This is a genomic window from Pseudarthrobacter sp. 05T312 (assembly GCF_056396685.1).
Genome location: NZ_JBFTLY010000019.1, coordinates 28,469 through 54,766, shown reverse-complemented (window position 1 = coordinate 54,766; position 26,298 = coordinate 28,469). Strand labels below are relative to the sequence as shown.

Annotated in this window: 28 protein-coding genes; 17 read left to right on the top strand and 11 right to left on the bottom strand. The window is 67.2% G+C overall.

The annotated features are described in order from the left end of the window. Nucleotides 1-9: 9 nt before the first annotated feature. Entirely contained in the window at nucleotides 10-1,227 is a 1,218-nt protein-coding gene (locus tag AC1DIP_RS18505; RefSeq protein ID WP_477734626.1) for an ROK family transcriptional regulator, read from the bottom strand. Nucleotides 1,228-1,423: 196 nt separating this feature from the next. On the opposite strand from AC1DIP_RS18505, the gene AC1DIP_RS18500 reads away from it, so the two are divergent. The 10 genes from AC1DIP_RS18500 (at nucleotide 1,424) to AC1DIP_RS18455 (ending at nucleotide 11,703) form a co-directional block, all read left to right on the top strand. After that, nucleotides 1,424-2,500 (top strand): Gfo/Idh/MocA family oxidoreductase, encoded by a 1,077-nt coding sequence (locus tag AC1DIP_RS18500; RefSeq protein ID WP_476208455.1) that lies wholly within the window; start codon nucleotides 1,424-1,426, stop codon nucleotides 2,498-2,500. Then, a complete protein-coding gene (locus AC1DIP_RS18495; protein WP_477734625.1) occupies nucleotides 2,497-3,318 on the top strand; it encodes a hypothetical protein in 822 nt (273 codons plus the stop codon). The genes AC1DIP_RS18500 and AC1DIP_RS18495 overlap by 4 nt, the downstream gene beginning before the upstream one ends. Nucleotides 3,319-3,431: 113 nt before the next feature. Further along, nucleotides 3,432-4,757 carry an ABC transporter substrate-binding protein gene (locus tag AC1DIP_RS18490; RefSeq protein ID WP_477734624.1) on the top strand — a complete coding sequence of 442 codons (1,326 nt, stop codon included), beginning with the start codon at nucleotides 3,432-3,434 and terminating at the stop codon, nucleotides 4,755-4,757. 13 nt (nucleotides 4,758-4,770) lie between these two features. Next, nucleotides 4,771-5,733: a carbohydrate ABC transporter permease gene (locus AC1DIP_RS18485; RefSeq protein ID WP_477734623.1), complete on the top strand. Its 963-nt coding sequence runs from the start codon at nucleotides 4,771-4,773 to the stop codon at nucleotides 5,731-5,733. Then, nucleotides 5,733-6,623, top strand: coding sequence for a carbohydrate ABC transporter permease (locus tag AC1DIP_RS18480; RefSeq protein WP_477734622.1), 891 nt, complete (start codon nucleotides 5,733-5,735; stop codon nucleotides 6,621-6,623). Before AC1DIP_RS18485 ends, AC1DIP_RS18480 begins: the two co-directional genes overlap by 1 nt. 40 nt (nucleotides 6,624-6,663) lie before the next feature. After that, nucleotides 6,664-7,416, top strand: a complete 753-nt coding sequence (locus AC1DIP_RS18475) for a sugar phosphate isomerase/epimerase family protein (protein ID WP_477734621.1) — start codon at nucleotides 6,664-6,666, stop codon at nucleotides 7,414-7,416. Then, nucleotides 7,413-8,540, top strand: a complete 1,128-nt coding sequence (locus AC1DIP_RS18470; RefSeq protein ID WP_476208443.1) for a Gfo/Idh/MocA family protein — start codon at nucleotides 7,413-7,415, stop codon at nucleotides 8,538-8,540. The genes AC1DIP_RS18475 and AC1DIP_RS18470 overlap by 4 nt, the downstream gene beginning before the upstream one ends. Nucleotides 8,541-8,586: 46 nt before the next feature. Further along, nucleotides 8,587-9,765, top strand: coding sequence for a Gfo/Idh/MocA family protein (locus AC1DIP_RS18465; RefSeq protein WP_476208442.1), 1,179 nt, complete (start codon nucleotides 8,587-8,589; stop codon nucleotides 9,763-9,765). Nucleotides 9,766-9,806: 41 nt separating this feature from the next. Then, nucleotides 9,807-10,808, top strand: a complete 1,002-nt coding sequence (locus tag AC1DIP_RS18460) for a TIM barrel protein (RefSeq protein ID WP_476208441.1) — start codon at nucleotides 9,807-9,809, stop codon at nucleotides 10,806-10,808. Between the two features lie 4 nt (nucleotides 10,809-10,812). Then, complete coding sequence (locus tag AC1DIP_RS18455) at nucleotides 10,813-11,703, top strand: TolB family protein (RefSeq protein ID WP_477734620.1); 891 nt, start codon at nucleotides 10,813-10,815, stop codon at nucleotides 11,701-11,703. On the opposite strand, the gene AC1DIP_RS18450 is transcribed toward AC1DIP_RS18455, so the two are convergent. Beyond that, a complete protein-coding gene (locus AC1DIP_RS18450) occupies nucleotides 11,621-12,604 on the bottom strand; it encodes a glycosyltransferase family 2 protein (RefSeq protein ID WP_477734619.1) in 984 nt (327 codons plus the stop codon). The genes AC1DIP_RS18455 and AC1DIP_RS18450 overlap by 83 nt on opposite strands. A 177-nt stretch (nucleotides 12,605-12,781) precedes the next feature. Further along, nucleotides 12,782-13,159: a hypothetical protein gene (locus tag AC1DIP_RS18445; RefSeq protein ID WP_477734618.1), complete on the bottom strand. Its 378-nt coding sequence runs from the start codon at nucleotides 13,157-13,159 to the stop codon at nucleotides 12,782-12,784. 150 nt (nucleotides 13,160-13,309) lie between these two features. Here AC1DIP_RS18445 and AC1DIP_RS18440 point away from each other — a divergent pair, with 150 nt between their 5' ends. Continuing rightward, nucleotides 13,310-13,834 carry a DUF6328 family protein gene (locus AC1DIP_RS18440; RefSeq protein ID WP_477734617.1) on the top strand — a complete coding sequence of 175 codons (525 nt, stop codon included), beginning with the start codon at nucleotides 13,310-13,312 and terminating at the stop codon, nucleotides 13,832-13,834. Next, nucleotides 13,835-14,497, top strand: a complete 663-nt coding sequence (locus tag AC1DIP_RS18435; RefSeq protein WP_476208429.1) for a DUF6766 family protein — start codon at nucleotides 13,835-13,837, stop codon at nucleotides 14,495-14,497. It abuts the gene before it with no gap. Nucleotides 14,498-14,519: 22 nt separating this feature from the next. Here the strand turns inward: AC1DIP_RS18435 and AC1DIP_RS18430 are convergent, their stop codons facing one another. The 4 genes from AC1DIP_RS18430 to AC1DIP_RS18415 all read right to left on the bottom strand — a co-directional run bounded on the left by AC1DIP_RS18430 (nucleotide 14,520) and on the right by AC1DIP_RS18415 (nucleotide 18,152). Then, entirely contained in the window at nucleotides 14,520-15,644 is a 1,125-nt protein-coding gene (locus AC1DIP_RS18430) for a glycerate kinase (protein ID WP_477734616.1), read from the bottom strand. Nucleotides 15,645-15,721: 77 nt separating this feature from the next. Further along, nucleotides 15,722-16,531, bottom strand: coding sequence for an SDR family oxidoreductase (locus AC1DIP_RS18425; protein ID WP_477734615.1), 810 nt, complete (start codon nucleotides 16,529-16,531; stop codon nucleotides 15,722-15,724). A 19-nt stretch (nucleotides 16,532-16,550) separates the two neighbouring features. Continuing rightward, nucleotides 16,551-17,003, bottom strand: a complete 453-nt coding sequence (locus tag AC1DIP_RS18420) for a hypothetical protein (RefSeq protein WP_476208424.1) — start codon at nucleotides 17,001-17,003, stop codon at nucleotides 16,551-16,553. A gap of 372 nt (nucleotides 17,004-17,375) precedes the next feature. Beyond that, nucleotides 17,376-18,152, bottom strand: coding sequence for a methyltransferase domain-containing protein (locus tag AC1DIP_RS18415; RefSeq protein ID WP_476211818.1), 777 nt, complete (start codon nucleotides 18,150-18,152; stop codon nucleotides 17,376-17,378). A 217-nt stretch (nucleotides 18,153-18,369) separates the two neighbouring features. On the opposite strand from AC1DIP_RS18415, the gene AC1DIP_RS18410 reads away from it, so the two are divergent. From AC1DIP_RS18410 to AC1DIP_RS18400, 3 genes are all read left to right on the top strand, one after another. Continuing rightward, on the top strand, nucleotides 18,370-20,013 hold the full coding sequence (locus tag AC1DIP_RS18410) for an ATP-binding protein (protein WP_477734614.1): 1,644 nt from the start codon (nucleotides 18,370-18,372) through the stop codon (nucleotides 20,011-20,013). Between the two features lie 20 nt (nucleotides 20,014-20,033). Beyond that, nucleotides 20,034-21,584, top strand: a complete 1,551-nt coding sequence (locus AC1DIP_RS18405; protein ID WP_477734613.1) for a putative bifunctional diguanylate cyclase/phosphodiesterase — start codon at nucleotides 20,034-20,036, stop codon at nucleotides 21,582-21,584. Nucleotides 21,585-21,754: 170 nt separating this feature from the next. Next, nucleotides 21,755-22,819: an EAL domain-containing protein gene (locus AC1DIP_RS18400; RefSeq protein ID WP_477734612.1), complete on the top strand. Its 1,065-nt coding sequence runs from the start codon at nucleotides 21,755-21,757 to the stop codon at nucleotides 22,817-22,819. A gap of 66 nt (nucleotides 22,820-22,885) precedes the next feature. On the opposite strand, the gene AC1DIP_RS18395 is transcribed toward AC1DIP_RS18400, so the two are convergent. Continuing rightward, the gene (locus tag AC1DIP_RS18395) at nucleotides 22,886-23,122 is read right to left on the bottom strand and encodes a DUF6480 family protein (protein ID WP_477734611.1); all 237 of its coding nucleotides are present in this window, start codon (nucleotides 23,120-23,122) and stop codon (nucleotides 22,886-22,888) included. 132 nt (nucleotides 23,123-23,254) lie between these two features. On the opposite strand from AC1DIP_RS18395, the gene AC1DIP_RS18390 reads away from it, so the two are divergent. Further along, nucleotides 23,255-23,608, top strand: a complete 354-nt coding sequence (locus AC1DIP_RS18390) for a hypothetical protein (RefSeq protein ID WP_477734610.1) — start codon at nucleotides 23,255-23,257, stop codon at nucleotides 23,606-23,608. On the opposite strand, the gene AC1DIP_RS18385 is transcribed toward AC1DIP_RS18390, so the two are convergent. The 3 genes from AC1DIP_RS18385 to AC1DIP_RS18375 form a co-directional block, all read right to left on the bottom strand. Continuing rightward, nucleotides 23,605-24,441, bottom strand: coding sequence for a glycerophosphodiester phosphodiesterase family protein (locus AC1DIP_RS18385; RefSeq protein ID WP_477734609.1), 837 nt, complete (start codon nucleotides 24,439-24,441; stop codon nucleotides 23,605-23,607). The genes AC1DIP_RS18390 and AC1DIP_RS18385 overlap by 4 nt on opposite strands. Before the next feature lie 41 nt (nucleotides 24,442-24,482). Further along, entirely contained in the window at nucleotides 24,483-24,746 is a 264-nt protein-coding gene (locus tag AC1DIP_RS18380; RefSeq protein ID WP_141182959.1) for a hypothetical protein, read from the bottom strand. 123 nt (nucleotides 24,747-24,869) lie between these two features. After that, the gene (locus AC1DIP_RS18375) at nucleotides 24,870-25,688 is read right to left on the bottom strand and encodes a Cof-type HAD-IIB family hydrolase (RefSeq protein WP_476208411.1); all 819 of its coding nucleotides are present in this window, start codon (nucleotides 25,686-25,688) and stop codon (nucleotides 24,870-24,872) included. Between the two features lie 157 nt (nucleotides 25,689-25,845). Here AC1DIP_RS18375 and AC1DIP_RS18370 point away from each other — a divergent pair, with 157 nt between their 5' ends. Further along, the gene (locus AC1DIP_RS18370; RefSeq protein WP_477734608.1) at nucleotides 25,846-26,277 is read left to right on the top strand and encodes a LexA family protein; all 432 of its coding nucleotides are present in this window, start codon (nucleotides 25,846-25,848) and stop codon (nucleotides 26,275-26,277) included. Nucleotides 26,278-26,298: the final 21 nt, after the last annotated feature.

Here is a 26,298-nt window from a genome sequence, read left to right as displayed (position 1 = left end):
TGCCCGGCGCTACCCGGCGATGGCGCTGGCCAGGGTGGCTTCAATGATGGCCGGCGACAGAATGTACTGGGTGACCAGCTGGCTTGCCCCCAGCACGGCAGCCTGGCTTCCGGCGCGGGAGACGCTGATGCGCAGGTGCGAGGTGGCGAGCGGGGGCGAGCGCCGGTACACCACTTCGCGGATGCCGGCCACCACGTGCTCCCCCGTCTCACCAAAGCTGCCGCCCACCACAATCACGGACGGATTGAGCAGGTTGACCACGGTGGCCAGCACCTCACCGATGTCCCGGCCTGCCTGGCGCAGCGCCTGGATGGCCTGCAGGTTGCCGTCTGCGGCGAGCCGGATCACGTCGGCGCCCCTCCCGACGTCCAGTCCGTGCTCCCGCAGCGAACGGGCGACGGCGGGACCTGACGCGAGTGCCTCCAGGCACCCGAAGTTTCCACAGGCGCAGAGGACATCCGCGCCTCGGGCCACCTGCACGTGCCCCAGGTCGCCCGCCGTGCCGTTGGCGCCACGCTGCAGTTCGCCGTTGCTGATGATGCCGGAGCCGATGCCGGTGGCCACCTTGACGAAGAAAAAGTTGTTGTGCTCCGGCCAGTGGGCGGACTGCTCCCCCAGAGCCATGATGTTCACGTCGTTGTCCACCAGCACGTGGACGGGCAGGGACCGCTGGACGTAGCTGACCACGTCGAACCCGTCCCAGCCCGGCATGATGGGCGGCTTCACCGGCTTGCCGGTGTCATGTTCCACGGGTCCGGGCAATCCAATGCCGATCCCGGCAAGTTCTGCGACGCTGCGTCCCGCCGAGGCCAGCAGCTCCCTGCCCTGGGCCACCACCTGGTCCAGCACGGCCTCCGGACCGTCGGCCACCTGCTGCTCGAGCCGGTGTTCGGCGAGGATTTTGCCCCCGAGGTCGGTAACCGCCACCACCAGGTGCGTGGCACCAACATCCACGGCCAGGACCAGGCGGGCTGCGGGGTTGAAAGCAAAGCGCGACGGCGGCCTGCCGCCGCTGGAGAGGGCTTCCCCTGCCGGGCCCACCAGTCCGGACAGCATGAGCGCATCGATCCGGGAGGCCACCGTGGAGCGGGCCAGCCCGGTGCTCAGGGCAAGTTCGGCGCGGGTGCGGGCCCTACCGTCGCGGAGCAGCTGGAACAGGTCCCCAGCACGCGACAGGCTGCCGACGTCGGAGTCTTTTCCGGCCTGCCTGCCCGTCGTTGAAGTCATGTCTAAGTCATAACACTGTTACTTACTGCTGTCACCACGTCAGAAGAATGACGCGAAACAAACAACTTTTGCTTGACGCGCATCAAAAGTAGTTCTACGTTGTGATTCAGGGCACATTCGCGGTTCCGATGGCAACCATCCGCCGCACTGATCCCTCCGGCACTCCAGAGTCCGCCTTACAAAGAGGTAATAGAACTTGTCCCATATCGAAGCGCCAGCAGAACGGCCCCTGGGCGTCGGCATCCTCGGCGCCGGGCCCGTCACCCAGGCCATCCACCTTCCGGCACTGGCCCGGCTCCAGGACATCCTGGAAGTACGGCACATCATGGACGTGGACCCTGCTGTTGCCTCGTCGGTGGCAGCGCGCGTCGGCGCCACCTCCAGCACCGGCATGGATGCCCTGCTGGGAGACCCTGACGTGGACATCGTGGCCATTTGCAGCCCCCACCAGTTCCATGCGGACCAGGTCATCGCCGCCTGCCGGGCAGGAAAGAAAGCGGTCCTCTGCGAGAAGCCCTTCGCCATGAACGGTGGGGAGGCAGCCAGGATCGCGGACGTCAGCGCCGAAACGGGCGTGCCGATCGTGGTGGGAGCCATGCACACCTTCGATCCCGGCTGGCTGGCGGCGGAACAGAACTGGGGTGACCTTCCGGAGCGCGTGCACACCATTCGTTCCTCCATCGTCCTGCCGCCGAATGCCCGCTTCGAAGACTTCGCCACCGAAATCATCACCCGCCCCGCCGCAGGCAACCCCGATTACTCGGACGTCGAGGTCATCAAGGCGATGATGCAGGGCGGGATCATGGGCCTGGCTATCCACGACCTCCCCCTGGTGCGCCGCTTCACGCCGGACTTCGGCGACATCGAGGTGCTCCAGGCCCGGCACGTGCGGCCCTTCGGCTACGCCGTTTCGCTCCGGACCCCCACCCGCGTGATCGAACTGCGCGCAGTTATGAACAGCACCTGGAAGCCGGAATGGACCTTCGAGGCCATCAGCGACGACTCTGCGCTCCACATCGACTTCACGCCGTCCTACGTCCAGGCCGGATCCGCCGTGGCCACCTTCTCCCGCGGCAGCCAGGTCACCAGTTACGGCCCCTACGGCCACAACGGCTACGAAGGCGAGTGGCGGCACCTGGCCGAACTGGCCCGCGGAACCCGACAGGCACCCTCCGCCCAGGATTTGATCGATGACCTGACGTTTGCCCTGGCCATCTCGGAGGCCACCGTGCAGAACGTTGCCGCCGCCGAAAAGGCAGGAGTGAACGCATGAGCGCCTACACAGTGGCAGCAACGCCCCGGGCCGAGGAAGCAGGGGCCGTAGCTTCGGCGGTTGCGTCCCTGCCGGCAACCTTCGGCCCCGCCGCACAGGACCGGATCGCCGACGTTGCGGTAATCGCCGGCGAAGCAGGCTGGACCACGGAGGCCGCCCGGGCCATCGAATCCGGGTCGCGCGGCATCCTGGTGGTGGATCCCGTCCCGGAGGAGACCACGCAGCTGGCGGACGCTGCCCGGGCCACCGGTGCCGCCGTCGTCCTCGATCTCCACTGGGCCTCCAACCCCGCGCTGATCAACGAAAGCGGCAATCCCGACGGCCGTGACGCCGTACGGGGCGGCCTGGGCACGGCGTCCCTGATGGACAGCGTGGCGACGGCGGCCCCGGGCACTGACGTCCGGCGCCTCCTGGCGCGGCACTTTGCCGCCGTGCTGGCCGTCAGCGGACCGCTGTACAGCGCCGAAGTCCTCCGCAGCGATGCCGGCGGATACACGGTCAGCGCACGCCTGGCCAACGGCGCGCCGTTCACCGCCCAGGGCGTACTCACCGCCGCCCGCCCGGCCGGCGTCGACATCCACCTCTACACGGCCGACGGCGGGGTGGCCGTCCGGGTGCCGGAACCGGACGCCGCGTGGCCCGCCGAAGTCAGGGCCACCGGGGCCCACGGCGAACTTTTGCTTCCAACCCTGTACGAATCCGCCCACCGTGCGGCGTGGCGGCGGCTGAAGAACCATCTCAGCGCCGGCACCCTCCCGGCCGACCTGGCCGGGTTCGCCCGGCTGACCGACCTCTACGCAACCCTCGCTGCAACGTAACCAGCCCACCGATACGCAACCGAACAGCAGTCCAGTCCCACCTCCACTCTCAACGATGAGCAGGACCGCACCAACGGCGCACAGCGCAAGACGGTCCCGAAAGGACACACATCATGAACGCAACTCCCGAACAGCGCCGCTCCTTCTCACGGCGCGGTTTCCTGGGCCTGACGGCTGCTGCAGCCTCCGTACCACTGCTCGCTGCCTGCGGCGGCGGCTCAGCGTCACAGGGCGGCGGAGGCGGTGCGGGCGGGACCGTCAAGTTCTGGGACATGCCGTGGGCCACGCCCGCCTACAACGACGCTGCCAAGGGCATCGCCGAGGGCTTCAGCGGAGCGAACGGCAGCAAGGCGTCCTACCAGATCATCCAGTGGGCCAACTTCTACCAGACCTTCTCCTCCGCCATTGCCTCCAAGACAGGCCCGGCGGTTTCCACGGGCGGCGGCTTCCAGGCCTTCCAGTTCGAGCAGCAGGGCCAGATCGCCTACGCGGACAAGGTGATCGACAAGCTGAAGGCCAATGGCCAGTTCGACGACTTCCTGCCCGGCGTCCTGGACCCGTTCAAGTCCAGCAAGGGCTACGTGGCGGTCCCGTGGCAGCTGGACATGCGCGTCTTCTGGTACCGCAAGTCGCTGTTCGAGAAGGCGAACGTTGCCCTGCCCACCGACTGGCCTTCCCTGCTGGAGGCCGGCAAGGCGCTGAAGAAGATCGGCGCCTTCGGCTTCACCACCGGCGCCGGCACGGGCAACAACTACGCCAACCACTCCATGATCATGATGATGGTCAACAACGGCGGCGGTGTCTGGAACAAGAACGGCGAGCTGGACCTGCTGAACGACCGCAACGTAGAAGCCATGGAGTTCGTCCTCGAACTCGTCTCCAACGGCATCGTCGATCCCGCCGCCGTCAGCTACACCACGGACAACATGTCGGCCCAGTGGAAGGACGGCAAGGCAGGATACGGCCTGTTCCAGGTGAACGTCCCGCAGCGTGTCGGCGACACTTCAGGCGACCTGCTGGTGGCTGACCCCATCAAGGGCCCGCACGGCGACAAGGCCACCATCGTGTTCCCCAACAACATCATGATGTACACCAACACACCGTCGCAGGACGCCTCGGAAGAGTTCCTGGTGTACTACCTGGGCCAGCTCAAGCAGCTGTGGCAGAAGAAGCTCATGTCCGCCCTCCCGGTCTTCAAGTCGATCACCGAAATTCCGGAATTCGCCGACGACCCCAACAACGTCAAGATCGTCAAGGACTGGCAGCCCATCGCCAAGACCTTCGCCGCCCAGGGCAGCACCCTGAATGCCAACCTGGCCGCCCTCGACGGCGGACAGGCGCTGAACCAGTTCAGCCAGACCATCATCACCGGGAAGTCGGACGCCAAAACTGCCCTGCAGGCCTTCCAGTCCGGCCTCGAATCCGTCCTGAAGAAGTAGAACGGCACCGGCCATGTCCAGTACCACCGCACAGTCCGGCCTGTCACGGGCCCGCCGGGGACTCGCCCCCGGCGGGCCCGGGTCCGCCCCCGGCAAACGCAGGAGCAAGCTCTCCGCGCAGGCCACCAAAACGTTCTTCTGGCTCCTGCTTCCCTCCGTGGTCCTGCTTGTCCTGATCCACGGCTACCCGCTGATCTACGCGGCCGTCCAGGCCACGCATGACGGAAACCTGCTCCAGACCGGCAACTTCGTGGGCGTTGAGAACTTCGCCACCGTCCTCAGCTCGCCCGCGTTCTGGAAGGCCGCCCAGTTCACGCTCTGGTTCACCATCGTAGGCGTCTTCGGATCCTGGCTTGTAGGACTGGGCCTCGCCCTGCTCCTGCGGACCAAGATTCCGGGCGGCAACACCTTCAAGGTCCTGCTCCTGCTGCCCTGGGTGGTGCCCATCGTGGTGTCCTCCACTGCCTGGAACTGGCTGGTGGCCACCCCGGACAGCCTGATCCCGTCCCTGTTCCGCAACCTGGGCATGGGCACACCGCTCTTCCTGGCGGATCCCACCCTGGCCTCGGTCACGGTGATGGTGTTCAAGGTCTGGGTCAGCTTCCCCTTCATGATGATGATGATCTCCGCAGCCCTGGCCTCCGTGGACAGCACCGTCTACGAAGCGGCCAGCATGGACGGGGCCAGCCGCTGGCAGCAGTTCAGCCAGATCACCCTGCCGCTGATTGCCCGCTCCACTTACATCAGCTGGATCCTGATGACCATTTTCTGCGTCAACGACTTCCCCACCATCTACCTGCTCACCGGCGGCGGCCCCGTCAGCGCCACCACCTCCCTGGTGGTCCTGGCCTACCGGACCGTGTTCCAGGACTTCGCCACCGGCCCCGGCGTGGCCATCGCCTTCCTCATGACCATGACCCTGGTGGTCATCTCGGTCATCCTGTACCGCCAGATCCGAAAGTCGAGCGTCGAATAATGAGCGCAGTCCTTCACGCCCACGCAGATTCCGGCCCCACGCTTGGCGTCGACACCGGCAAGCGCCGCAGGGTCCTCTCCGAAGCGGGCCAGCGAGGCCGCTGGTGGCGCTTCACCGCGATCCTCATCATCACGGCAGTTGTCCTGGTACCCATCATGGTCACCGTGGTGCTCGCCTTCACCCCCGGGCCCAACAGCAACGCCACCGGACTGACGTTCGAGAACCTCAGCGGCGTCTTCTCCAAGACCCTGGCCGCCACCTGGCTGAAGAACAGCCTGGTCACCACCCTCTCCACCGTGGTGGTCTCCGTGGCCGTGGCCGCCCCGGCCGGCTACGTCCTCTCCCGCGGCCGCAGCAAGGCAGTCTCCGGTTACTCCCTGCTGCTGTTCGTCATGCAGTCCCTGCCCATCATCACCTCCGTGGTGCCGCTGTTCATCCTGTTCGCCGGCATGGGCCTGGTGGACAACCTCCTGGGCCTGACCATCATCTACGTGGGCTCCACGATGACTGTGGCCACCTGGATGATGGCCGCGTACTTCGACTCCATCCCCATCAGCCTCGAGGAGGCGTCCTGGATCGACGGGTGCTCGGTCTTCGGATCCTTCACCAAGGTGGTCCTCCGGAATTCCCTGCCCGGCGTGCTCTCCACCGCCATCTTCGCCTTCCTCCTGGCCTGGAACGACTACCTCGTAGCCATCGTGTTCCTGCGCTCGAACGAAATCTTCACGCTTCCCATGGGCGTGCAGTCCTTCTTCCAGCAGAATGCCACGGACTGGACCTCCGTCATGGCCCTGGCCGTGATCATGATGCTCCCGCCCGTCATCGTCTTCGCCACGCTGAACAAATACTTCAGCGTCGGCGGCATCGGCGGCTCGCTCGCCGGCCGCTGACCCGTCAACTTCGATCCACTACAGAACGCTAAGGAAACCCATGTCCTACTCACTTCAGCTGTACACCCTGCGCAACGCGATCGCGGAGGACCTTCCGGGCACCATCAGGAAGGTTGCCGGGATCGGCTACACCCAGGTTGAGCCCTACAACTTCGTGGCCACCGCAAAGGAGCTCGGCGCCGCACTGAAGGAAAACGGCCTTACCGCGCCGTCCGGCCACGCGCCCCTGCTGAGCCAGGACCAGGACGAAATCTTCGCCGCCGCCAAGGAACTGGGAATCAGCACGGTGATTGATCCGTTCCTGCCCGCCGAGCACTGGCAGAAAGCCGAGGACATCCAGGCCACCGCAGCGAAGCTCAACTCCGCCGCGAAGAAGGGCGCCGAGTACGGGATCCGGGCTGGCTACCACAACCACGCCTGGGAACTGGAGTCCACCATCGAGGGCCGCACCGCCCTGGAGTACTTCGAGTCCCTGCTGGACCCGGCACTGGTCCTTGAAGTGGACACCTACTGGGTGGCCGTTGGCGGCCAGGACCCCATCGATATCCTCACCAAGCTTGGTGACCGCGTGAAGTTCATCCACATCAAGGACGGCCCCCTTAACCGGGACAACAAGGCACAGCAGCCGGCCGGCCAGGGCAAGGTCCCCGTGATGGACGTCATCGCCGCTGCGAAGTCCCTTGAGGTAGGCGTGGTGGAGTTTGACGACTACGACGGCGACATCTTCGAGGGCATCGCCCAGAGCCTGGCCTTCCTGGACAGCAACACCGCAGCCGAAGGAGCCAACGCGTGAGCACCCCGGCAGGCACCCCGGCCCGCAGCGGCCCGGTGGGAGTCGGCGTCATTGGCGCCGGCGTCATCAGCAAGCAGTACCTGGATAACCTCACGGCGTTCCCGGACCTGAAGGTCTATGTCATCGCCGACCTCTTCGAGGACGCCGCCGAGGCCCGCGCCAAGGAGTACGGCATCCCTGAGTGGGGAGGCGTGGACAAGGCCCTGAACCACCCCGACGTCGAGATCATCGTCAACCTCACCATCCCCGCCGCGCACGTGGAAGTGGCCACCGCGGCAGTCAATGCAGGCAAGCACGTCTGGACCGAAAAGCCGTTCTCCCTGGATCGCGAATCCGGGCTGGGGCTGCTCAAGACCGCCGACGCCGCAGGCATCCGCCTGGGCTGCGCGCCGGACACCTTCCTCGGCGCCGGCATCCAGACCGCCCTGCGCCTGATCCAGCGCGGCGACATCGGCACCCCGCTGACCGCCATGACCACGTTCCAGACCCCCGGCCCGGAATCCTGGCACCCCAACCCTGCCTTCCTCTTCCAGCACGGTGCCGGCCCGCTGTTCGACATGGGACCGTACTACCTCACCGCCCTGGTGCAGGCCTTCGGCTCCATCCGCAAGGTGGCCGCCGTCGGCTCCAAAGCCAAGGACGTGCGCGTGATCGGTTCCGGACCCAAGGCCGGCGAGGAGTTCACCGTCGAGGTGCCCACCCACGTCTCCGCCATGGCACAGTTCGAATCCGGCGCCTCCTCGCACAGCGTCTTCTCCTTCGAATCCCCCCGGACCCGGATGGGGTTCGTGGAGATCACCGGAACCGAAGCCACCCTCTCGCTGCCGGACCCCAACTACTTCACCGGCGACATCAAGCTTTGGCGCGCCGGTGATGAGGACTGGACCACCGTTCCCGCTACCGGGCCGGCCAACGGCCGCGGCATGGGCGTCCTGGACATGGCCCGCTCCCTCCGCGCCGGTGTGAGGCATCGGGCCACGGGTGAGCTGGCGTACCACGTCCTGGACACGATGGTCTCCATCAGCGAGTCCGTGGATTCCGGCACGTTCGTCGACGTCGAAAGTTCAGCCCCGGCATCCGCCGCCCTCCCCGAGGACTGGGCACCGGAAACCGCAACCCTCTAATCCGGCAAAACCAGTCCAGCCAGCAGGAAGCACGCAGGAACGCATCATGACCGAACCCGAACACCCGTCCACTCCCCCGGCCTCCCGTCCGGGTTCCCGCCCGTTGGGTGTGGCAGCCATCGGTTACGCCTTCATGGGCAAGGCCCATTCCAACGCGTGGCGGAACGTGGCCAGCTTCTTCGACGTCCCGGCCTTCGAGCAGAAGGTCCTCGTGGGCCGGGACGCCGGCGCCGTGGCGCAGGCCGCTGCCAGGTACGGGTGGGCCGAATCGGCAACGGACTGGCGCACCGTGATCGAACGGGACGACATCGACATCGTGGACATCTGCGCCCCCGGCTGGATGCACGCAGAAATCGCGGTCGCTGCCCTGGCAGCGGGCAAGCACGTCCTGGTGGAAAAGCCCCTGGCCAATACCCTGGCCGAGGCCGAACTCATGACCGCCGCAGCGGCCAAGGCCAGGGCCCGGGGTGTGCAGTCGATGATCGGCTTCAACTACCGCCGGGTCCCTGCCCTGGCCCTGGCAAGGGAGCTCATCGCAGAAGGCCGGCTGGGCACGGTCCGGCATGTCCGCGCGGCGTACCTGCAGGACTGGCTGGCCGATGCCGAGGCACCCATGACGTGGCGGCTGCGGAAGGAAACCGCCGGGTCAGGCGCACTCGGGGACATCGCCTCCCACGCCATCGACCAGGTCCTCTTCCTCCTGGGCGGCGAGGTCAACGAGGTCACCGGCCGGCTCAACACCTTCGTGGACCGCCGCCCAGGCGAGAACGGCTTAGAGGACGTCACGGTCGACGACGCCGCCTGGGCCACGCTGTCCCTGGCCTCGGGCGCCATCGCCTCAGTGGAGGTTTCCCGGGTGGCCACGGGCAGGAAGAACAGCCTCCAGATCGAGGTCTACGGGGACAAGGGCAGCCTGCTCTTCGACCTCGAAAACCTCAACGAGCTGGGCTTCCTGGACGCCACCCTCCCCGTCCGGGAGCAGGGCTTCCGCCGGATCCTGGTCAACGAACCCGAACACCCCTACCTCGAAGCCTGGTGGCCCCAAGGCCACATCATCGGCTGGGAACATACCTTCACCCACCAGGTCCGTGACTTCCTGTTGGCCATCAAGGACGGAACCCAGCCCTCGCCGTCGTTCGAGGAAGGACTGAATGTCCAGCACATCCTCAACGCCGTTGAGGAATCCGCAGCCAACAAGAGCACCCTCACCGTCGTCCGCCGATAAGGCCCCACCAGGCGCCAGCACGCCACCAGCCAAGGAGATCCATGTCCCGCCCGTTCACCCTGTTCACCGGCCAGTGGGCCGATTTGCCCTTCGAGGAAGTCGCGAAACTGGCCTCCGGCTGGGGCTACGACGGCCTCGAAATCGCCGTCTCCGGCGACCACCTGGACGCCTGGCGCTGGGACGAACCCGGCTACGTCGACTCCAAGCTGGAAATCCTGGACAAATACGACCTCAAGGTCTGGGCCATCTCCAACCACCTCAAAGGCCAGGCCGTCTGTGATGACCCCATCGACTTCCGGCACCAGGCCATCGTCGGGTCCAAGGTCTGGGGCGATGGCGACCCCGAAGGCGTCCGCCAGCGCGCCGCCGAGGAAATGAAGCACACCGCCCGGCTCGCCAAAGCCCTCGGCGTGGACACGGTCGTCGGGTTCACCGGCTCCTCCATCTGGCAATACGTCGCCATGTTCCCGCCCGTCCCGGAAAAGGTCATCGACGCCGGCTACCAGGACTTCGCCGACCGCTGGAACCCCATCCTGGACGTCTTCGACGAAAACGGCGTCCGCTTCGCCCACGAGGTCCACCCCTCCGAAATCGCCTACGACTACTGGACCACCGTCCGCACCCTCGAAGCCATCGGCCACCGCGAAGCGTTCGGCCTGAACTGGGACCCCTCCCACATGATGTGGCAGGGCATCGACCCCGTCTCCTTCATCTGGGACTTCAAGGACCGGATCTACCACGTGGACTGCAAGGACACCAAGATCCGCCAAACCGGACGCAACACCGTCCTGGGCTCCCACCTGCCCTGGGGCGACCCTCGGCGGGGCTGGGACTTCGTCTCCGCCGGCCGCGGCGACGTCCCCTGGGAAGCCTCCTTCCGGGCGCTGGCCGCCATCGGCTACAACGGCCCCATCAGCATCGAATGGGAAGACGCCGGGATGGACCGGCTCCACGGCGCCCCCGAAGCCCTAGCCGCGCTCAAGAAATACGACTTCCCCGCGTCCCAAACCAGCTTCGACGCCGCCTTCAGCAGCAAGGACTGAACCGGTGCGCAGGCTGTCGCCGGGCCAGCGCTGCGAGGTGTGGACCGCCGCGGCCACGGGATCCCTGGAACTTGCATACTCCACGGGGAATATGCTCCTGGAGGCACCCAATTGGACGCCTGACGGCCAGGCACTCATCCTCAACGGGGACGGCAAATTATGGCGCCTGGGCCTGGCAGATGGATGCCTCGCCGAGGTCCCCCTGACCGGCGTTCCCGCCTTGAACAACGACCATGTCCTGGCCCCCGACGGGGAAACAATCTACCTATCCGCGAATGACGGGCACATCTACCGTGCACCCCTTGCGGGCGGGCCGGGCACAAGGGTGACGGGCGACGACGGGTCCTTCCATTTCCTGCACGGCGTCAGCCCGGACGGCAGTGAGCTCGCTTATGTCGGGATCGAGGACGGGGACTTCTCGCGCCCGGGGCGCCTCATGACCATGCCGTCCCACGGGGGCGCCGGCGCGGCCGTCGATGTCGGGCCGGGCCACTGCGACGGGCCGGAATACTCGCCCGACGGGAAATGGCTGTACCTGAACACCGAATCCTTCAGCACGGCTCCCGGACACGCCCAGCTGGCCCGCGTCCGGCCGGACGGCAGCCAGTTCGAGCAGCTCCTGGCGAGCGGCACCGTGGACTGGTTCCCGCACCTCTCCCCGGACGGCAGCCTGGCCAGCTACGTCCGCTTTCCTGCCGGAACGGAAGGACACCCAGCGGACCTGGGGGTCGACGTCGTCCTTGTGTCCACGAGTGACTGGGCCACGGCGCTGCAGACCTGGCCGGTGTTCGGCGGCCAGGGCACCCTCAACGTCAACAGCTGGTCGCCGGCCTCCGACCGCTTCGCCTACGTGGCGTACCCGCTGCAGGCGCCGCCAGTACCCGCCACGGGCTGAAGCTCGCCGCCACCCCGGGCCACCAAGGCGCCTGGGCGGCTTCCCGGTCCAGGACAACGTCGTACGCCTCCACCTGCCGGTCCGCAACCGTCGTGGGCGATTCAAGGTGCACTGCCCCGGAGGGCAGGATGCCCGCGCCGCCATAGCGCTCCATCACCTGCCATTGCGCCACCACGTCCTCGCCGGCGTGCCCGGCGGGAAGGCTGCTCCAAAAGCGGAACCCACCGGAGTCAACCAGCAACTGCCTGCGGTACAGGACGCAGCCGCCCAGCCACGCCACGTGGTACGGCACCCACTCGCCCGGCTCCAGGGACAGGTCGGCGCTGAGGTGGCTCAGGTTCGCGGCGCTATGCAGCGGCCATCGGTCGAATCCCGGGCCATCCGGGCGGATCCGCTCGGGAGTCACCGGCCCGTCCCACGCCTCGAAAGGTGCCGTCTCGTCGGGCCTGCGGTCAGCCAAGAAGGACAGCCCCTGCGGTGCCATGCCCACGAAACCGCATCCAAGCTCATTCAGGGCGCGGCTCAGCAGGTCCAGTGCGCCCGGTTCCAGCCAGATGTCATCGTCCAGGAAGAGGCACTGGCCGGCGGTGGAACGGTCCAGGAGGAACTGCCGGTGTTCGGCGAGCCCCCGGCGCGGCAGGTGGCGCAGCAGGGTGACGGGCCGGCCTTGCGCTTCGAGGACCCGCACCATCGCGGCGGCCGCCGGATGTTGCCACGCGGGCTCGCCCGCTGACTGGTCGCTCACCACGACGGCGAACGCGGGGTCCTGCTGGCCGGCAAGTCCGGCGAGGGTCACGGCGAGCTCGGCCGGCCGGTTGCAGGTGGGCACCAGGACATCCACTGCCGCCTCACCCTGCCGGTCCGCGGGCTGCGCCCACTGCCCTGAAGACCTCCTGCCCACGGTCCACCCTCCTGGCGTCGATATCGGTTCCGGCGTCCAGCACGGGCGTCCCCGCTCCCTGCCGGCGTGGTTTCCCGTGTTCCGTACCCAGCCGAACCCGATGTATGCGGTCACGGAAAAGCCCCGGTCCCGCTGCCGGCAGGGCAGCAGGAACCGGGGCCTGCGGGGAAAGCTGGCTTATCCGGCGTCGAAGCTTTCGTCGTCGTCATTGGGCGATTCCTCCTGCGGAAGGTCGTTTCCGCTGCCGTCCGGGATGCCTGTGGCTTCCTGGCCGGGCTCCGAGGAGTTCGGCGCCGACCCCTGGGAATCGTCATTGGACTCATCAATCTCCGCGGCACTGGACGGGAGGTCCATGTCGTGCGGAACCGGGTCCTGGCCCGTCCCGGACTGCGGCTCGTTGGTGTCCGCGCCCGCCGACGAAGCGCCGCCGGACTGCTGGGCGCCGCTGCCGGACTGCTGGCCGCCCTGCGTGCCCGCCGCTTCCTGCTCGGCGGTGGGGGTGCCGTAGCCGCCCGGGGCCGACTCGGGTTCGTCCTGCTGGTTTTCCTGCGTCATGCTTCCTCCTGTTGTGCGTTGCCGATGGTGCACGGGTGATAATCAGCAAACTTATCAAATGTGGGGGCAGGCGCAACGGGCAGCCTCCTTTCTGGGTACGGGAGGAGTAGAAAGAAGACGTAAACCCCCGCCGGAGAGGAAGGAGCGCCGATGTCCGATGTTGAGGACTACACCGGCCGCACGGGCCGGAACGAGACCCGTGAGGAGCAGCTGGACCGCAACTGGGCCGAGCTCCTCCAGGAGCTGCGCGTACTCCAGACCGGCGTGCAGATCCTTGCCGGCTTCCTGCTGACACTGCCGTTCCAGCAGCGGTTCGAAAAGCTGGACGACTGGGAGGTTGGCCTCTACCTCGCCAATGTGGTGATTGCCGCCCTGACCACTGCCTTCATCCTCCTCCCGGTCAGCGTGCACCGGCGGCTCTTCCGGAAGCGGCTCAAGGAAACGCTGGTTTCCAGTGCCGACACCATCACCAAGATCGCCCTGGGCGGCATCGCCCTGCTGAGCGCCGGGACCGCCGCCCTGGTCTTCGATGTCGCGGCAGGAAGGTCTGCCGGCGTCACGGCCGGTGGCGCACTGCTGGGCGTCATGGTGGTGATGCTGGTGTTCGTTCCCCTCCGCCTGAACAAGCGCGCCACCGGGAGGATCCTTCCGCCGGCAGAAAGCAAGGAGTTATGAATGCGCAAGTGGGCTAAAGAGCATGGGCTGCTGGTGGCCAACCTTGGCCTGTTCCTCGTGTTTTTCGTGGGAATGGTCCTGTCCGGCGCAGCGTCCTACAGCGAAGACCAGCAGGCCCACGGCGAACCCGCCGTGTCCGTGCTCCAGTTCCTGGGCACGGGCGCGTTCGTTGAGGCCACCTTCGAGAACTGGGAATCGGAGTTCCTGCAGATGGCCATGTACGTGGTCCTCACGGTGTTCCTGTTCCAGAAGGGCTCATCCGAGTCCAAGCCAATGGGCAGGAGGGCACCCCAGGACCAAGACCCGCGGGATGCGCAGATCAGCAGTGCCACGCCGTGGCCCATCCGGCGCGGCGGGCTAGTGCTCAAATTGTATGAGCACTCTTTGTCGATCCTGTTTTTCGTCCTGTTCCTGGCCTCATTCCTCCTGCACGCCGCCGGCGGCGTGGACGAGTACAACCAGGATCAGCAAAGCCACGGGCAGCCCGACGTCACCTTCCTGCAGTACCTGGGAACCAGCCGCTTCTGGTTCGAATCCTTCCAGAACTGGCAAAGCGAGTTCCTGGCCGTCGGGGTCCTGGTGGGCGCATCGGTGTACCTCCGGGAAAAGGGGTCCCCGGAATCAAAACCGGTTGCCGAACCGAATTATGAAACCGGCGCCTGAGGCTCCACTGCACGCCCGCCGGTCAGGCGCCCTCAAGTACCTGGCTTGTTGCCCAGGCCAGGTACTTGCCGGCGTTTGCCACGGCGTCCTCGGGGCTGGACGCCACGTCCAGCAGCTGCGCCGCGGCGACCACACCGTGCCCGGCCAGGTCCTCGATCGTCACCAGGATCCGCCCGGCCACCACAATGACAGGGATGCCACGCTCCCGTGCCGCGTCCGCGAGCGCGATCGGCGCCTTGCCGGTCAGCGACTGGGAGTCCATGGACCCCTCGCCGGTAATCACCAGGTCCGCCTGGTCCAGCTGGCCGGCCAGGCCGGTCAGCCCGGCCACCAGAGCAAAACCGCCTTCCAGCGAGGCATCGGTGAAGGCAAGGAACGACGCCGGGAAGCCGCCGGCGGCGCCCGCGCCGGGGACGTTCACGTCCCGGCCCGTTGCTTCCCGCAGCACTGACGCCCAGTTGCGCAGCCCGGCGTCGAGCATTTCCACCGCGTCCTGGTCCGCACCCTTTTGCGGGGCGAAGACATGGGCAGCGCCGGATGGCCCGTACAGCGGGTTGCGGACATCGACGGCGATGCGGAACGTGGTGGCGGCCAGGCGCGGGTCCAGTCCCGCCGTGTCCAGCGTTGCAACGTCGCCGAGCGAGCCGCCACCCAGGGGCACCACATTTCCGGCCGCATCCAGGGGTTTCAGGCCCAGGGCGCGGAGGGCGCCGCTGCCGCCGTCCGTCATGGCGGATCCGCCCAGGCCCAGGACGATCTCGGTGGCACCGGCATCGAGGGCCGCTGCGATGAGCTGGCCGCAACCGTAGCTGTGGGCACGCAGGGCATTTGGCGGGGTTGGTTCCATGTCCGCCAGGCCGGATGCCTGGGCAGTCTCGATCACTGCGGTGACCTTGCCGTCACCACCCTTGTGGATGGCCCACGCAGCCCCGAGAGGGGCGAGGATGGGGCCTACCACGGCGTTCAGCCGCTCTTCGTAGCCGGCCGCCACCGCAGCCTCCAGGGTGCCCTCGCCGCCGTCGGCGATGGGGAACTGGGTGGCGACGGCGTCCGGGTACACCCGGAGCGCTCCCTCGGCGATGGACGCGGCCGCCTCGGCCGCCGTCAGGGACCCCTTGAACTTGTCCGGAGCAATCAGAATGCGCATGGGCTCCATCATGCCAGCAAGCTTCGGGAAAGCGTTTGCCAAATCCGGGATGCGGACTTCCCAAGCGCAGGAGGCGCTTACCCTTCGCGCCACTCGTTGCTTGTGAGATGCGAGCCCGCCTGCGGACCCATCTGCAGCATCCCGCCATCGACCACCCAGGCCGCGCCCGTTACATAGCTGGAGGCCGGCGAGGCGAGGAAGGCGATGACGTCGGCGATTTCCCGGGCGTGGCCGGGACGGCCGAGTGGCACCCCCGGGCGCTCCGTCGTCGTCGGATCCTGGTCCTCCTGCCCCGTCATGGGCGTGGCGATCTCGCCGGGGGCCACCGTGTTGGCTGTGATGCCATACTGCCCCAGCTCAAGGGCCAGGGTCTTCATGAGCCCGCCCAGGCCGTGCTTGGACGCATCGTAGGCGGAGGAGCCAACGCGGGGCTGGAACTCGTGGACGCTGGACACGGCCACCAGCCGCCCTCCCCCTCCTGCCTTGACCATGAGGCGCGCCGCGGCCTGCAGGCAGACGAAGGCCCCGTTGAGGTTCGTATCCAGTATCCGCATCCAGTCGTCGATTCCCATGTCCAGGAACCTGGTGCTGGCACCCGTGCCCGCGTTGTTCACAAAGACGTCCAGGCCGCCCAGTTCGCCGGCGAGATCATCAACGACGGCCGCCGCGGCACGGAATTCCGTCGTGTCCAACTGCCGCACCACGGCCTTGCGGCCCAAAAGGCGGACCTCTTCGGCGGTTTCCTCGGCGCCCGCCTTGTCCGTATGCCAGGTGACGCCCACGTCCATCCCGGCGCGGGCCAGCGCCACGGCCGTGGCCTTGCCGATCCCCGAGTCGGAGGCGGTGACGATTGCGGTGGTGGGTGCGAAGTTGCTGGTGTCCGGCATGGCGGGGCCTCTCAGAGGGTCAGGCAGGGCGGCGGAGGTCGGGCTCGTAGGACTCGTGGTCACCGTCAGCGGATGCTCCGGCCTCCCGGGGTGCCGGCGCCAGGTCCGGCCGTTCTTCACGGACTGCCATGAGGGGCACCGCGAAGGTCACCACGGGCCGGCTGTCGGCGTCGTCAGCCGCCCTGATGGTCAGGCTCCTGGTGCCGGGCGGTACCGAGGGGGCGAAAACCTGCAGGTTGCGTGCGCCGACAGTGGCGGATTCCTGCAGCGTGTATTCGGTGCCAAAGTGGTCCTGGAGCACCAGCCGGGGTTCCGGGGAATCCGCTGAGGGAAGGTGGATGTTTACCACCAGGCCCGAGGCCCAGACTTCCACGGACAGGACGGTGAATTCGGTGGCTGGCGTGACGTGCCGCCCGTAGGTGGGAGGCAGCAGCATCCGGCGAAGGTCTCCGGACGGGATGATATTGCTCATGATGGTTCCTGTGGGTCTTGCGTCGGCGGCCGGCCGGGGCACCGGCGGGTTATCCGGCGCCGCCCGAACGCTGGGGCGCGGTTGCGGCTCGGGCGCTTTTCCGGGCTGGGGTCTTCCAGTCCGGAAAAAGTTGGAAAGGCGCCGTCGCTGCGTTGTTCCTGGTCGATGAAGTTCAGTTCCGGGAGCCGAAGGTGTCCAACCATTCCTCCCAGCCGGCGTGGCCATCCTTTCACCTGGGGTAACTAGTAAGTCTACTGACTATGGAGCCTCCGGATCGGGTCCCTGTCAAGGGGAGTGGCGGGATCTTTGCGGCCGGCTGGGGGCATTGCGGCATTTGCGTACCCGACGGCCCAGGGACGTTGGGTGGCCGGGCTACCGGCGGGGGCGGACCACTGCGTAGTACCCCGGCACCCGGTCCTGGCCGGGTACGCCGGTCACGGGGTTGGTTTCGATGGCCGTATGGCCGTCTTCAAGGAGTTCCCAGGCCGACGCCGGAAAGGCACGTTCACGCTCTTCGGGACCGAAGTGCCCGGGCATGGGCAGTCCCCGGATGGCCAGTTCCAGCGGCGCCGGGATGCCGCGGGTGGTAGCCCCGAGGTGGGATACGTACTCCACCGGGTTCCCCTGGAAGTTCGTCTCCGCCATGAAGACGGTGCCACGGCGCCCCGCCAGGAGCCGGAGGTTCTCGACGAGCGCCACCTGGTGGGCTGGAGCCAGGACGTGCAGGACGCCGCGGATGAAGGCGTTGGCGCCGTCACCACCCGCGTTGATGGACTCCGCCAGGGCAGCCCCGGCGCCTTCCGCCGTCATGTCGCGTGCTTCAAAGGCCGTGTTGCCATGTCCAGCCGACTCCGCCCGGGCCTTGGCAACGGCGTGCGGCGAGACGTCCACCCCCACCACGCGCGGAAAGACGTCCGCGAGCGCACGGGTGAAGCTGCCATGGCCGCAGCCGGTGTCCACGACGGGAAGGGCGGGGTCCAGGTACTGCAGGAGACTGTCCTTATAGCCTAGGAACTCATGGTCGCTCCCCGAATCCCACAGGACCTCGCCGCCCCGACCGGTGGCCGTGATGCCTGCCCAGTACGCGTCCCACGCTTTATGCCGGTCCTTCGGCGCACCCCTGGACAGCCTGACCAGCTTGGGGATCATCAGGTACTTCTGCAGTATGGACCGCGGCGACTTCGTTGGGGAGGACACGGATCAAATATATGTTCCCTGCCTGGGAGCCGGCGTTGCTTCGGCCACATTACGGCGCGCCTACTCCACCGCGGCACGGTATGCGGGGTGCAACGCCGGGGCCCGGCGCTCTGGACCGGCGCGGCCCGCGTCCCCCTAGAATGTACTCAACTGGGAGGAAGGGATCACTGTGACGGCTGTGCCGAGTGGCGTGCGCCTGGCCCGTACCGCCGTCGTCGCTGATCCCGACGCCGGCCGGCTGGCCCGCAATGCCAAGGCGCTGCGGGATGCCGGGTTCGGCGTCCTGGAGGCCTCGGACGCCGCCGGCCTGGCCGCCCTGCTGGACGCCGGCCAGCCCTCCGTCGTCGTGGCCGACGCGCTTCTGGCCTCCGTCGAGTCCGCGGCGCCCGTCCTGGTCATGGTGGATCTGGACAATCCGCAGGAGATCGCCGCGGCCACCCCGCCCGGCGTCCACGACTGCATTACCAAACCGCCGGAACCTAAGGAGCTGGTCCACCGGGCGTCCGTCCTCATCGAGCAGGTCTCCCTGCGGCGTTCCTCCCGGCAGGTGGCAGAGGGGCTCCGCGAGCAGCTGCGCGAAGTTTCTGCCGCAGTACGCGCCACCAACGATCCGCAGGAGATCGCCAACCACGTCGTCTCCGGCTTCGGCCGGACCTTCAAGGCCGACCATGTGGTCCTTTCCACTTTCGAGGACCACCGCGTCCCGGTGATCACTGCCAAGTGGCACAAGGAGGGACTGGCGGAGCTGCCCCCAGGCGCACTTCCCGGCGAGGACGAGGCGCGCGCCACGGCGGATGCCTTATGGGCCGGGACAGAGACACCCTCCGCGGACGGAACGGAAACCGAGGCGCGTGCCGAGGAGAAGCCGGCCCGGGCCATTGCAGGAGCGGCCTCGACGCTGGCGGTGCCCATCGGCGAAGGCAACTCCTCCCTGGGCATCATCTGGATCGCCATGATGGACCGGCCACGGACCTGGTCCAGCGCCGAGCTGGGCCTGATCCAGCACGTGGCCGGCAACGCCGCCTACGGGCTCATCCAAAGCCACCTGATCAGCAGCCAGCAGCAGGTGGTGAAGCAGTTGCGGGAACTCGACAAGGCGAAGACGGATTTCCTGGCCACAGTGAACCACGAGCTTCGCACCCCGCTGACCTCGATCATGGCGTACCTGGACATGATCCAGGAGAGCACCGAACACCCGGTGTCCAGGGAAGTCCACCAGATGCTGGACATCGTGGTCCGCAACACCGAACGGCTCCGGACACTCATCGAGGACATGCTCAGCGTCTCCCGCGGCGGCCTGGACACCACCGAAATGCAGCTGGCGCCGGTGCGCCTGGGACGCACCCTGGACCTGGTGGCCGCGGCGCTCCGGCCCCTGGCAACCCTGCAGAACGTCACCATCGACGTGGACCCCGTTCCTGAAGACCCGGAAATCCTGGCCGACGAGGTGCAGCTGCAGCAGGTATTCACCAACCTCGTGTCCAATGCCATTAAATTCACGCCCAGCGGCGGCCGGATCGAGGTGGGCAGCGAATCCCACGCCGCGGCGGACGGCTCCAAGTGGGCCACCGTGCGGATCGCCGATACCGGCATCGGCATCTCGGGTGACGAAATCGACCATGTGTTCACCAGGTTCTACCGGGCTTCGAACGCAATGAACGGCGCCATCCCGGGAACAGGGCTGGGCCTTGCCATCTCCAAGGACATCGTGGACCGCCACGGCGGCCGGATCGACGTCGCCTCCACCCTGGGCACCGGGACCACCGTAACCGTCAGCCTCCCCCTCGGCACTGACCGCGCCCAGGCCAATTAGGCGCCGAAGGAGGACTGGCCATGTTTGCCAATGACGACCCCCGGCTCTCCCATCTGCTGGAAGGCATCGTCAAGCTTGCCTCCGGCGACCTCACGTCCCGGATAGAGGTCTCACCGGCCCGGGACGAGCTCGATGCGATCATCATGGGCACCAACCTGCTGGCCGAGGACCTGCAGGTCATCTACGAGGAACTCGAGCAGCGGGTCCAGGTCCGGACCCAGCTCCTGCACGAGGCGCACCTTGAGATGCAGAAGATGGCCATGCAGGACCCGCTGACCGGACTGGCCAACAGGTCGGCCCTCCTTGAGTCCCTTCGCACCGCCCTCGAAGCCCGGGCGACGGCGAACGCCGAACGGGTGCAGGATGGGCCGGCCATCCTGCTGATGGACCTGGACGCGTTCAAGTCCATCAACGACAGCCTGGGGCACACCGCCGGCGACCAGGTCCTGGTGACCGTGGGCGAAAGGCTCCGGACCGCAGTGCGGGCATCCGACGTCGTCGCCCGCCTGGGCGGTGACGAATTCGCCATCGTCATGCCGTCGGCGTCGGCAGACCAGGCAGCCATCGTGGCGCACCGCATCCTGGCGTCCCTGAACGAACCCATTGAGCTCCCCGGCCGGAGCGTGCGCTGCGGTGCCAGCATCGGCCTCAGCCTCGGCAGCGGGGGCCAAACCCCGGAGGACATGCTGATGGAGGCGGACGTCGCCATGTACGCCTCCAAGGCCGAAGGCCAGAACAAGCTGCACCGGTTCGAGCCGGCGCTGCTGCTGATGCGCAGGCTCCGCAGCCAGCTGGTGGACGACCTGCGGGCCGCCATAAAGAACGATGCCCTGACGCTGTACTACCAGCCTGTGGTGGAGCTTGGCAGCGGCCGGATCGAGGGCGTGGAGGCGCTGGTCCGGTGGAACCACCCCACCCGCGGCTTCATCATGCCGGACGAATTCATCCCCCTCGCCGAGGAGGCGGGGCTGATCTCGGAACTGGGCCTCTGGGTCCTCAAGACCGCCGTGAAGCAGCTGCGGGCCTGGATTGATGCCTCCCTGGTGGACAGCAGGTTCTCCGTGCGCATCAACATCTCCGCCACCGACCTGCAAAGCCTGCAGTTCATCGAGGACGTGCGCAACACACTCCAGGAGACCGGCGTCAGGCCCGAACAGGTTGTCCTGGAGCTGACGGAAGTGGCAATCGTCAAAGGCAACGAGCTGGACCGGTATTCGCTGGGCGGACTCCGCGGCTTGGGCGTGGGCATCGAAATCGACGATTTCGGGACCGGCTACTCCTCCATCAGTTACCTTCGCCGGCTGCCGGTGGACCGGGTCAAGGTGGACCGGTCGCTGATCACCGGGCTGGAAAGCGATCCCAACCAGCCCGCCCTGGTGGCGGCAGTCCTGCAACTGGTGCGGGCGTGCGGGCTGGAAGCGGTGTGGGAGGGCGTGGAAACGGCGGAGCAGGCCGACATATTGCGCGGCCTGGGCTGCCGGAGCGCCCAGGGCTACTACTTCAGCCGCCCCGTTCCCCCGGAACAGATTCCGGAACTGCTGGCTGACCAGCAGGAAAGCGCTAACCAGTAACGCAAAAACTACTGCGCTTTTCCGGCCGCCGTTATACGATCAGCGTGCGGTGTCTGCTTATTCGCCGCCCTGGAAATCAGGTTGACAGCACCGTTCTTTTATAAGGCGTTTGGACATTTGAACATTTTTGGACCATCAGGTCATTACTTCGTCAACTGGGGGCGTTGCTAATGTCGGTTCGGGTACAGGCATGGGGAATTATCGCCGCCGTGCTGGCGGATACGGATCCTGCGGGAGCCGCCGTCCGGCAGCGGCTGAGCAACAGCCTCGATGAGAATCCCGGCGTGCCCGAACGGGCCCTCCTGGAGTATCTCCTCGAGACCCGGCGCAGCGACGCCAATATGGTGGAAACCCTGGAGGCTGCCAGGGAGATGCGACTGACGCCGCCCGCGCTTCCGCCGCAGTTTGCGGAGCAGCTGGATGCAATCCGCAGCACCTCCCGGATCAGTGCGCTGCTCGAAAACCAGATGCTGATGACCGCCTTCCAGCCGATCTACGGGCTGGAAGGGAAAGCGGTGGTGGGCGCCGAAGCGCTCTCCCGCTTCGTCAGCGACGACGGCGCGGCCGCCGAGCTGTGGTTTGCCGAGGCCGCCGCCGTGGGCCTGGGTGCCAACCTTGAGTTCTCTGCCCTGGGATCCGCGGCAGCGGCCGCACGGGACCTGCCCGCGAACCTGTACGTGTCGCTCAACATTTCGCCCACGTCCTGCATGGACCCGCGGCTGCCGGAACTGTTCGACCACATTGAACTTCCCATCCACCGGGTGGTGCTGGAACTGACCGAGGACATTCCGGAAGAGGAATACCTGCAGTTCCTGTCCGCCATCAATCCGCTCCGGGAAAAAGGGCTGCGCATCGCGGTCGATGACACCCACACGGGAGCCGGCGCGCTGTCCCGCATGATCCACCTGCGGCCCGACTTCCTCAAAGTGGGCCGGAACGTGATCGGCGACGTCGACAAGGACGGACTGCAGCGGGCACTGGCTGCCTGCCTGGTGGACTTCACGGACCAGATCGGCATCACCCTGGTGGCCGAGGGCATCGAAACCGTGGGTGAGCTCAAGGTCCTCACCGAGCTCGGCATCAGCGCCGGCCAAGGGTACCTGCTGGGCCGGCCCTCGGTGCGGCCCAAGGACTGGGCCAGCTGGAATACGCGCCTCGACGTGGACGGACTGGAGCGGCAGCTGGCGGGCCAGCCGGAATCACGAGCCGTCCGCCGGCGCGCAGAATCTTCCTGAAACAACGTGGGGGCAGGCCGCGGGGCGGCGCGCTTTATGCCCACCGCGCCGCTGACCGTCCAGGCGCTATTCGGAGTGGCCCTGGTCCCTGCTCATCTGGCCCTCCGCCGGCGGCGTCTCCCCCGGCGGGACTCCCCCGCCAGGCTCCAGGCCGGTGATATTGCCTTCCAGCGGATCCGGGTTCGGTGAGCCGGCAGATTCCCTGCTGCGCTCCTCGGCCAGGCCGGGCTGGGCGGCGCCCGCCTGGTCCTTCCCCGGGCGGTCGGGGTTGGCGGGGTCATTTTCCGGATGGTAAGTGCTCATTGCTTTCCTTCCTCTCCGGCTGCGGTTCGTTTCCCCAGCACTGGACTAATTGTAAGCATGCTGATAATTCTGGAGGAGTAGGGCCGGAACGCCGCGGGGCGGGCGGCACGCAATGTCGGAAGGAGCAGTCACATGGGAATCGGCGACAGCATCGGCAAGGCAGCAGAAAACGCCATGGAGGACCTGGCCGGGACATCCAAACCGACGGAGAAGACGGATGTGCCCGACCCGGCAGACCCGAACGATGACGTGGAAGTCCACTCATCGCTGAGCGAAGGCTCAAATGCGATGGAGGCGGAGAAGCAGAAGGCGCCCGGCCCCGATACGGCAGCCTCCCCGGACCCGGTCTCCAGCAGCCCGCTGGGTGGGGACGCCGAGGAGGCAGGCGGCAGCGCTGCGCACAGTGACGGGGAGCAGGACAGGGCAGCGGACGACGACGGCCTCGCTGGGGACGCCACGGCGCCCACCGAAGAGGACCGCGCCTAGCCGGCGGCACCCGGGGTGCCATCGCCCCCCGGGCCGGTGGGCCACAGGCCGCGGGTGCGCAGCACATCGCGGAGCAGGTCCGCCCGGTCCGTGACGAGGCCGTCCACGCCCAGCTGGAGGAGGCGGTGCATTTCGCCCGCATCGTTGATGGTCCACACGTGCACCACCAGGTCCAGGTCATGCGCGCGCTGGATGAAGCCCGGGGTGACAACGGGAACCCGCCCGTAGCGGACGGGCACCTGCAGGGCATCCACGTCCCTGAGGACCCTGCGCATCAGCAGGCGGAATACCGGCCCGGGAAGGATGGGTCCCAGCAGCGTGAACAAGGCGTTGGAGGCTACCCCGGCCGACGAGGCCACCGGGCGGCTGAGCAGCTTGAGTACAGCCCGCCGCCGCCGGTCCGAGAAACTGGTGACCAGCACGCGGTGATGTACCTGGTGCCGCTCGATCGCGGCAGCAGTGCTGTGGACTGAGCGCCAGTCCTTCACGTCCAGGTTCAGGCGCGCGTCGGGAAGCTGGGCAACCAGTTCGTCGAACGTGGGGATGGGTTCCCGGCCGTTGATCCGGGCTTTTGCCACCTCCGTAGCGGGCAGTTCAGCCACCCTGCCCCTGCCGTCCGTGACGCGGTCCAGGGTTTCGTCATGGAACAGCAGCAGCACGCCGTCCGCGGTGGTGTGCACGTCCGTTTCGAGGTACTGGAAACCGAGCTCGACGCCGGCCCGGAATGCGGCCATGGAGTTTTCCAGGCCCTCAGCCGAGAATCCCCGGTGGGCCATCCCGATGGGAAGCTGCCGCCCGGCGTCGTCAGGGTGCTCAAAGAAAGGCAGGCTCACACTGCGAGCCTACCGCCAGCGTCCGCGGGTGGAACCCGCCGTCAGTCCAGGCAGCCGGTCTCGCCGCAGGGAACGATGTCCACGCCATCGCCGCAGTGCAGCAGGGTGCGCCCGCGGCCGGCGTCCAGGTGGACCCAGACCGCGGTGTGGTCCGCCGTAATGGTGTCCACCACGCCGCCCGCCTCAAACCCGGGCGCGAACTGGACCCGGACCCGGTCCCCCTGGCGCAGCTGCTTCCAGTGCGGAGCGGGCGTTGCTTTGCGCAGCGGCGCGTCGGCCGCGTGCTGCCTGACGTTTCTTGCCATGGTTGCCCCCTTATCGAGCCGGCGGGAGGGTGCCTGCTCTCCACGCTTCACGCTACGGCGGGAAGGTAAACGCCAGGTGAGCGCAAGCTGTGAAGTTGGGGGTGCCGGACCCGCACGGCAGGGTCAGGAGAACTGGACGCCCAGCGCGGCGAGCCGCGCCTCCAGAACCTGAGCGACGCCGTCGTCGTCAAAATGCGGCGCCTGCTGCCCCGCAGCCCGGATGGCATCCGGATGGCCGCTGGCCATCGCGTAGCCGTGGCCGGCCCAGCGGAGCATCTCAATGTCGTTGGGCATGTCGCCGAAGGCCACGACGTCGGCGGCGTCGATGCCCAGTGCGCCCGCGTATTCAGCGAGGGTGACGGCCTTGTTCACGCCGGGCAGGGACAGTTCCAGCATGGCAACGCCCGGTGATGAGTGGGTGGTGGCGGCCAGGTGTTCGACGGCGGGCGCCACCTCGGCGAGGAAGTCGTCCGGGGTGCCCTCGCGGACGATGGCGAGGAATTTGACTACGGCGTCCTCGTCCGTGAGCGTGTCCCGCAGCGGGGCGGGGGTGAACTCGGCGAGGAGTTCGCTGGATTCGTTTTCGATGAAGCCCGGTTCCAGATGGAAGCCGGCGAGCGTTTCGGCGGCAAACAGCGCAGCCGGGCGGAGTGCCTTGATGATGCGGCGGGCTTCCAGGACGGTGTCGATGGCCAGGGTGCGCGCGGAGACCAGGCGGTCCGCCTCGAGGTCCCAGACCACGGCACCGTTGGAGCAGATCACGCGGCCGGTGTGGCCCAACTGCTCTTCGAGCGGGTGCAGCCAGCGGGGCGGGCGGCCGGTCACAAACACCAGTTCGACGCCGGCGTCGCGGCAGGCGTGGAAGGCCCTGATGGTGCGGTCGCTGATTTTTCCGTCGTGTCCGAGGATCGTTCCGTCAATATCGCTTGCCACCAACCGCATCCTGCAAGTCTACGTGGGGGTTGGGCCGGCGTCGTCCGCGCAGCGGCCCAAGGCTGGAGGCGCCCGCCCTGGTTCAGGCGCCTCCGCCTGGGTGCCCGATGTCAGTCGCCGGGGCTACACTGAACCTATCGAACATATATTCGAATAAAGGTGTGTTGTGGGCGTTATTATCGGTCCCCGCGTGGTAGATGCGGGCGCCTCATTGTTTTCGGTGCTGATCTCGCCCGTGGCGGTCGCAGCTGGCTTCCCGTCGCCCGCCCAGGACTATTTCGACGGACGGATCGACCTCAATGCGCACCTGATCAAGGACATCACCAGCACCTTCGTGGTGCGGGTGACCGGGGATTCCATGGAAGGAGCAGGCATCAGCGACGGCGACGAGCTGATCGTCAACCGCGCCCTTGAACCCAAGGACGGGTCCGTGGTGATCGCGGTGCTGGACGGGGAACTGACGGTCAAACGCCTGCGCATCACCGGCACCGGCGTGGTGCTGCAGGCGGAGAACCGAAAGTACCCGGACATCCGCGTACCCGCACTGTCCGAGCTCACCATCTGGGGCGTGGCCACCAGGTGCCTGCATCATGTCTAGGGAGCGCAGTGCCTAAGCCGG

Coding starts and splice junctions, on each gene's coding strand:
- AC1DIP_RS18505 (WP_477734626.1), bottom strand. CDS start 1,227: ATGACTTCAACGACGGGCAGGCAGGCCGGAAAAGACTCCGACGTCGGC.
- AC1DIP_RS18495 (WP_477734625.1), top strand. CDS start 2,497: ATGAGCGCCTACACAGTGGCAGCAACGCCCCGGGCCGAGGAAGCAGGG.
- AC1DIP_RS18490 (WP_477734624.1), top strand. CDS start 3,432: ATGAACGCAACTCCCGAACAGCGCCGCTCCTTCTCACGGCGCGGTTTC.
- AC1DIP_RS18485 (WP_477734623.1), top strand. CDS start 4,771: ATGTCCAGTACCACCGCACAGTCCGGCCTGTCACGGGCCCGCCGGGGA.
- AC1DIP_RS18480 (WP_477734622.1), top strand. CDS start 5,733: ATGAGCGCAGTCCTTCACGCCCACGCAGATTCCGGCCCCACGCTTGGC.
- AC1DIP_RS18475 (WP_477734621.1), top strand. CDS start 6,664: ATGTCCTACTCACTTCAGCTGTACACCCTGCGCAACGCGATCGCGGAG.
- AC1DIP_RS18465 (WP_476208442.1), top strand. CDS start 8,587: ATGACCGAACCCGAACACCCGTCCACTCCCCCGGCCTCCCGTCCGGGT.
- AC1DIP_RS18460 (WP_476208441.1), top strand. CDS start 9,807: ATGTCCCGCCCGTTCACCCTGTTCACCGGCCAGTGGGCCGATTTGCCC.
- AC1DIP_RS18445 (WP_477734618.1), bottom strand. CDS start 13,159: ATGACGCAGGAAAACCAGCAGGACGAACCCGAGTCGGCCCCGGGCGGC.
- AC1DIP_RS18440 (WP_477734617.1), top strand. CDS start 13,310: ATGTCCGATGTTGAGGACTACACCGGCCGCACGGGCCGGAACGAGACC.
- AC1DIP_RS18435 (WP_476208429.1), top strand. CDS start 13,835: ATGCGCAAGTGGGCTAAAGAGCATGGGCTGCTGGTGGCCAACCTTGGC.
- AC1DIP_RS18430 (WP_477734616.1), bottom strand. CDS start 15,644: ATGCGCATTCTGATTGCTCCGGACAAGTTCAAGGGGTCCCTGACGGCG.
- AC1DIP_RS18425 (WP_477734615.1), bottom strand. CDS start 16,531: ATGCCGGACACCAGCAACTTCGCACCCACCACCGCAATCGTCACCGCC.
- AC1DIP_RS18420 (WP_476208424.1), bottom strand. CDS start 17,003: ATGAGCAATATCATCCCGTCCGGAGACCTTCGCCGGATGCTGCTGCCT.
- AC1DIP_RS18415 (WP_476211818.1), bottom strand. CDS start 18,152: ATGATCCCCAAGCTGGTCAGGCTGTCCAGGGGTGCGCCGAAGGACCGG.
- AC1DIP_RS18405 (WP_477734613.1), top strand. CDS start 20,034: ATGTTTGCCAATGACGACCCCCGGCTCTCCCATCTGCTGGAAGGCATC.
- AC1DIP_RS18400 (WP_477734612.1), top strand. CDS start 21,755: ATGTCGGTTCGGGTACAGGCATGGGGAATTATCGCCGCCGTGCTGGCG.
- AC1DIP_RS18395 (WP_477734611.1), bottom strand. CDS start 23,122: ATGAGCACTTACCATCCGGAAAATGACCCCGCCAACCCCGACCGCCCG.
- AC1DIP_RS18390 (WP_477734610.1), top strand. CDS start 23,255: ATGGGAATCGGCGACAGCATCGGCAAGGCAGCAGAAAACGCCATGGAG.
- AC1DIP_RS18380 (WP_141182959.1), bottom strand. CDS start 24,746: ATGGCAAGAAACGTCAGGCAGCACGCGGCCGACGCGCCGCTGCGCAAA.
- AC1DIP_RS18375 (WP_476208411.1), bottom strand. CDS start 25,688: ATGCGGTTGGTGGCAAGCGATATTGACGGAACGATCCTCGGACACGAC.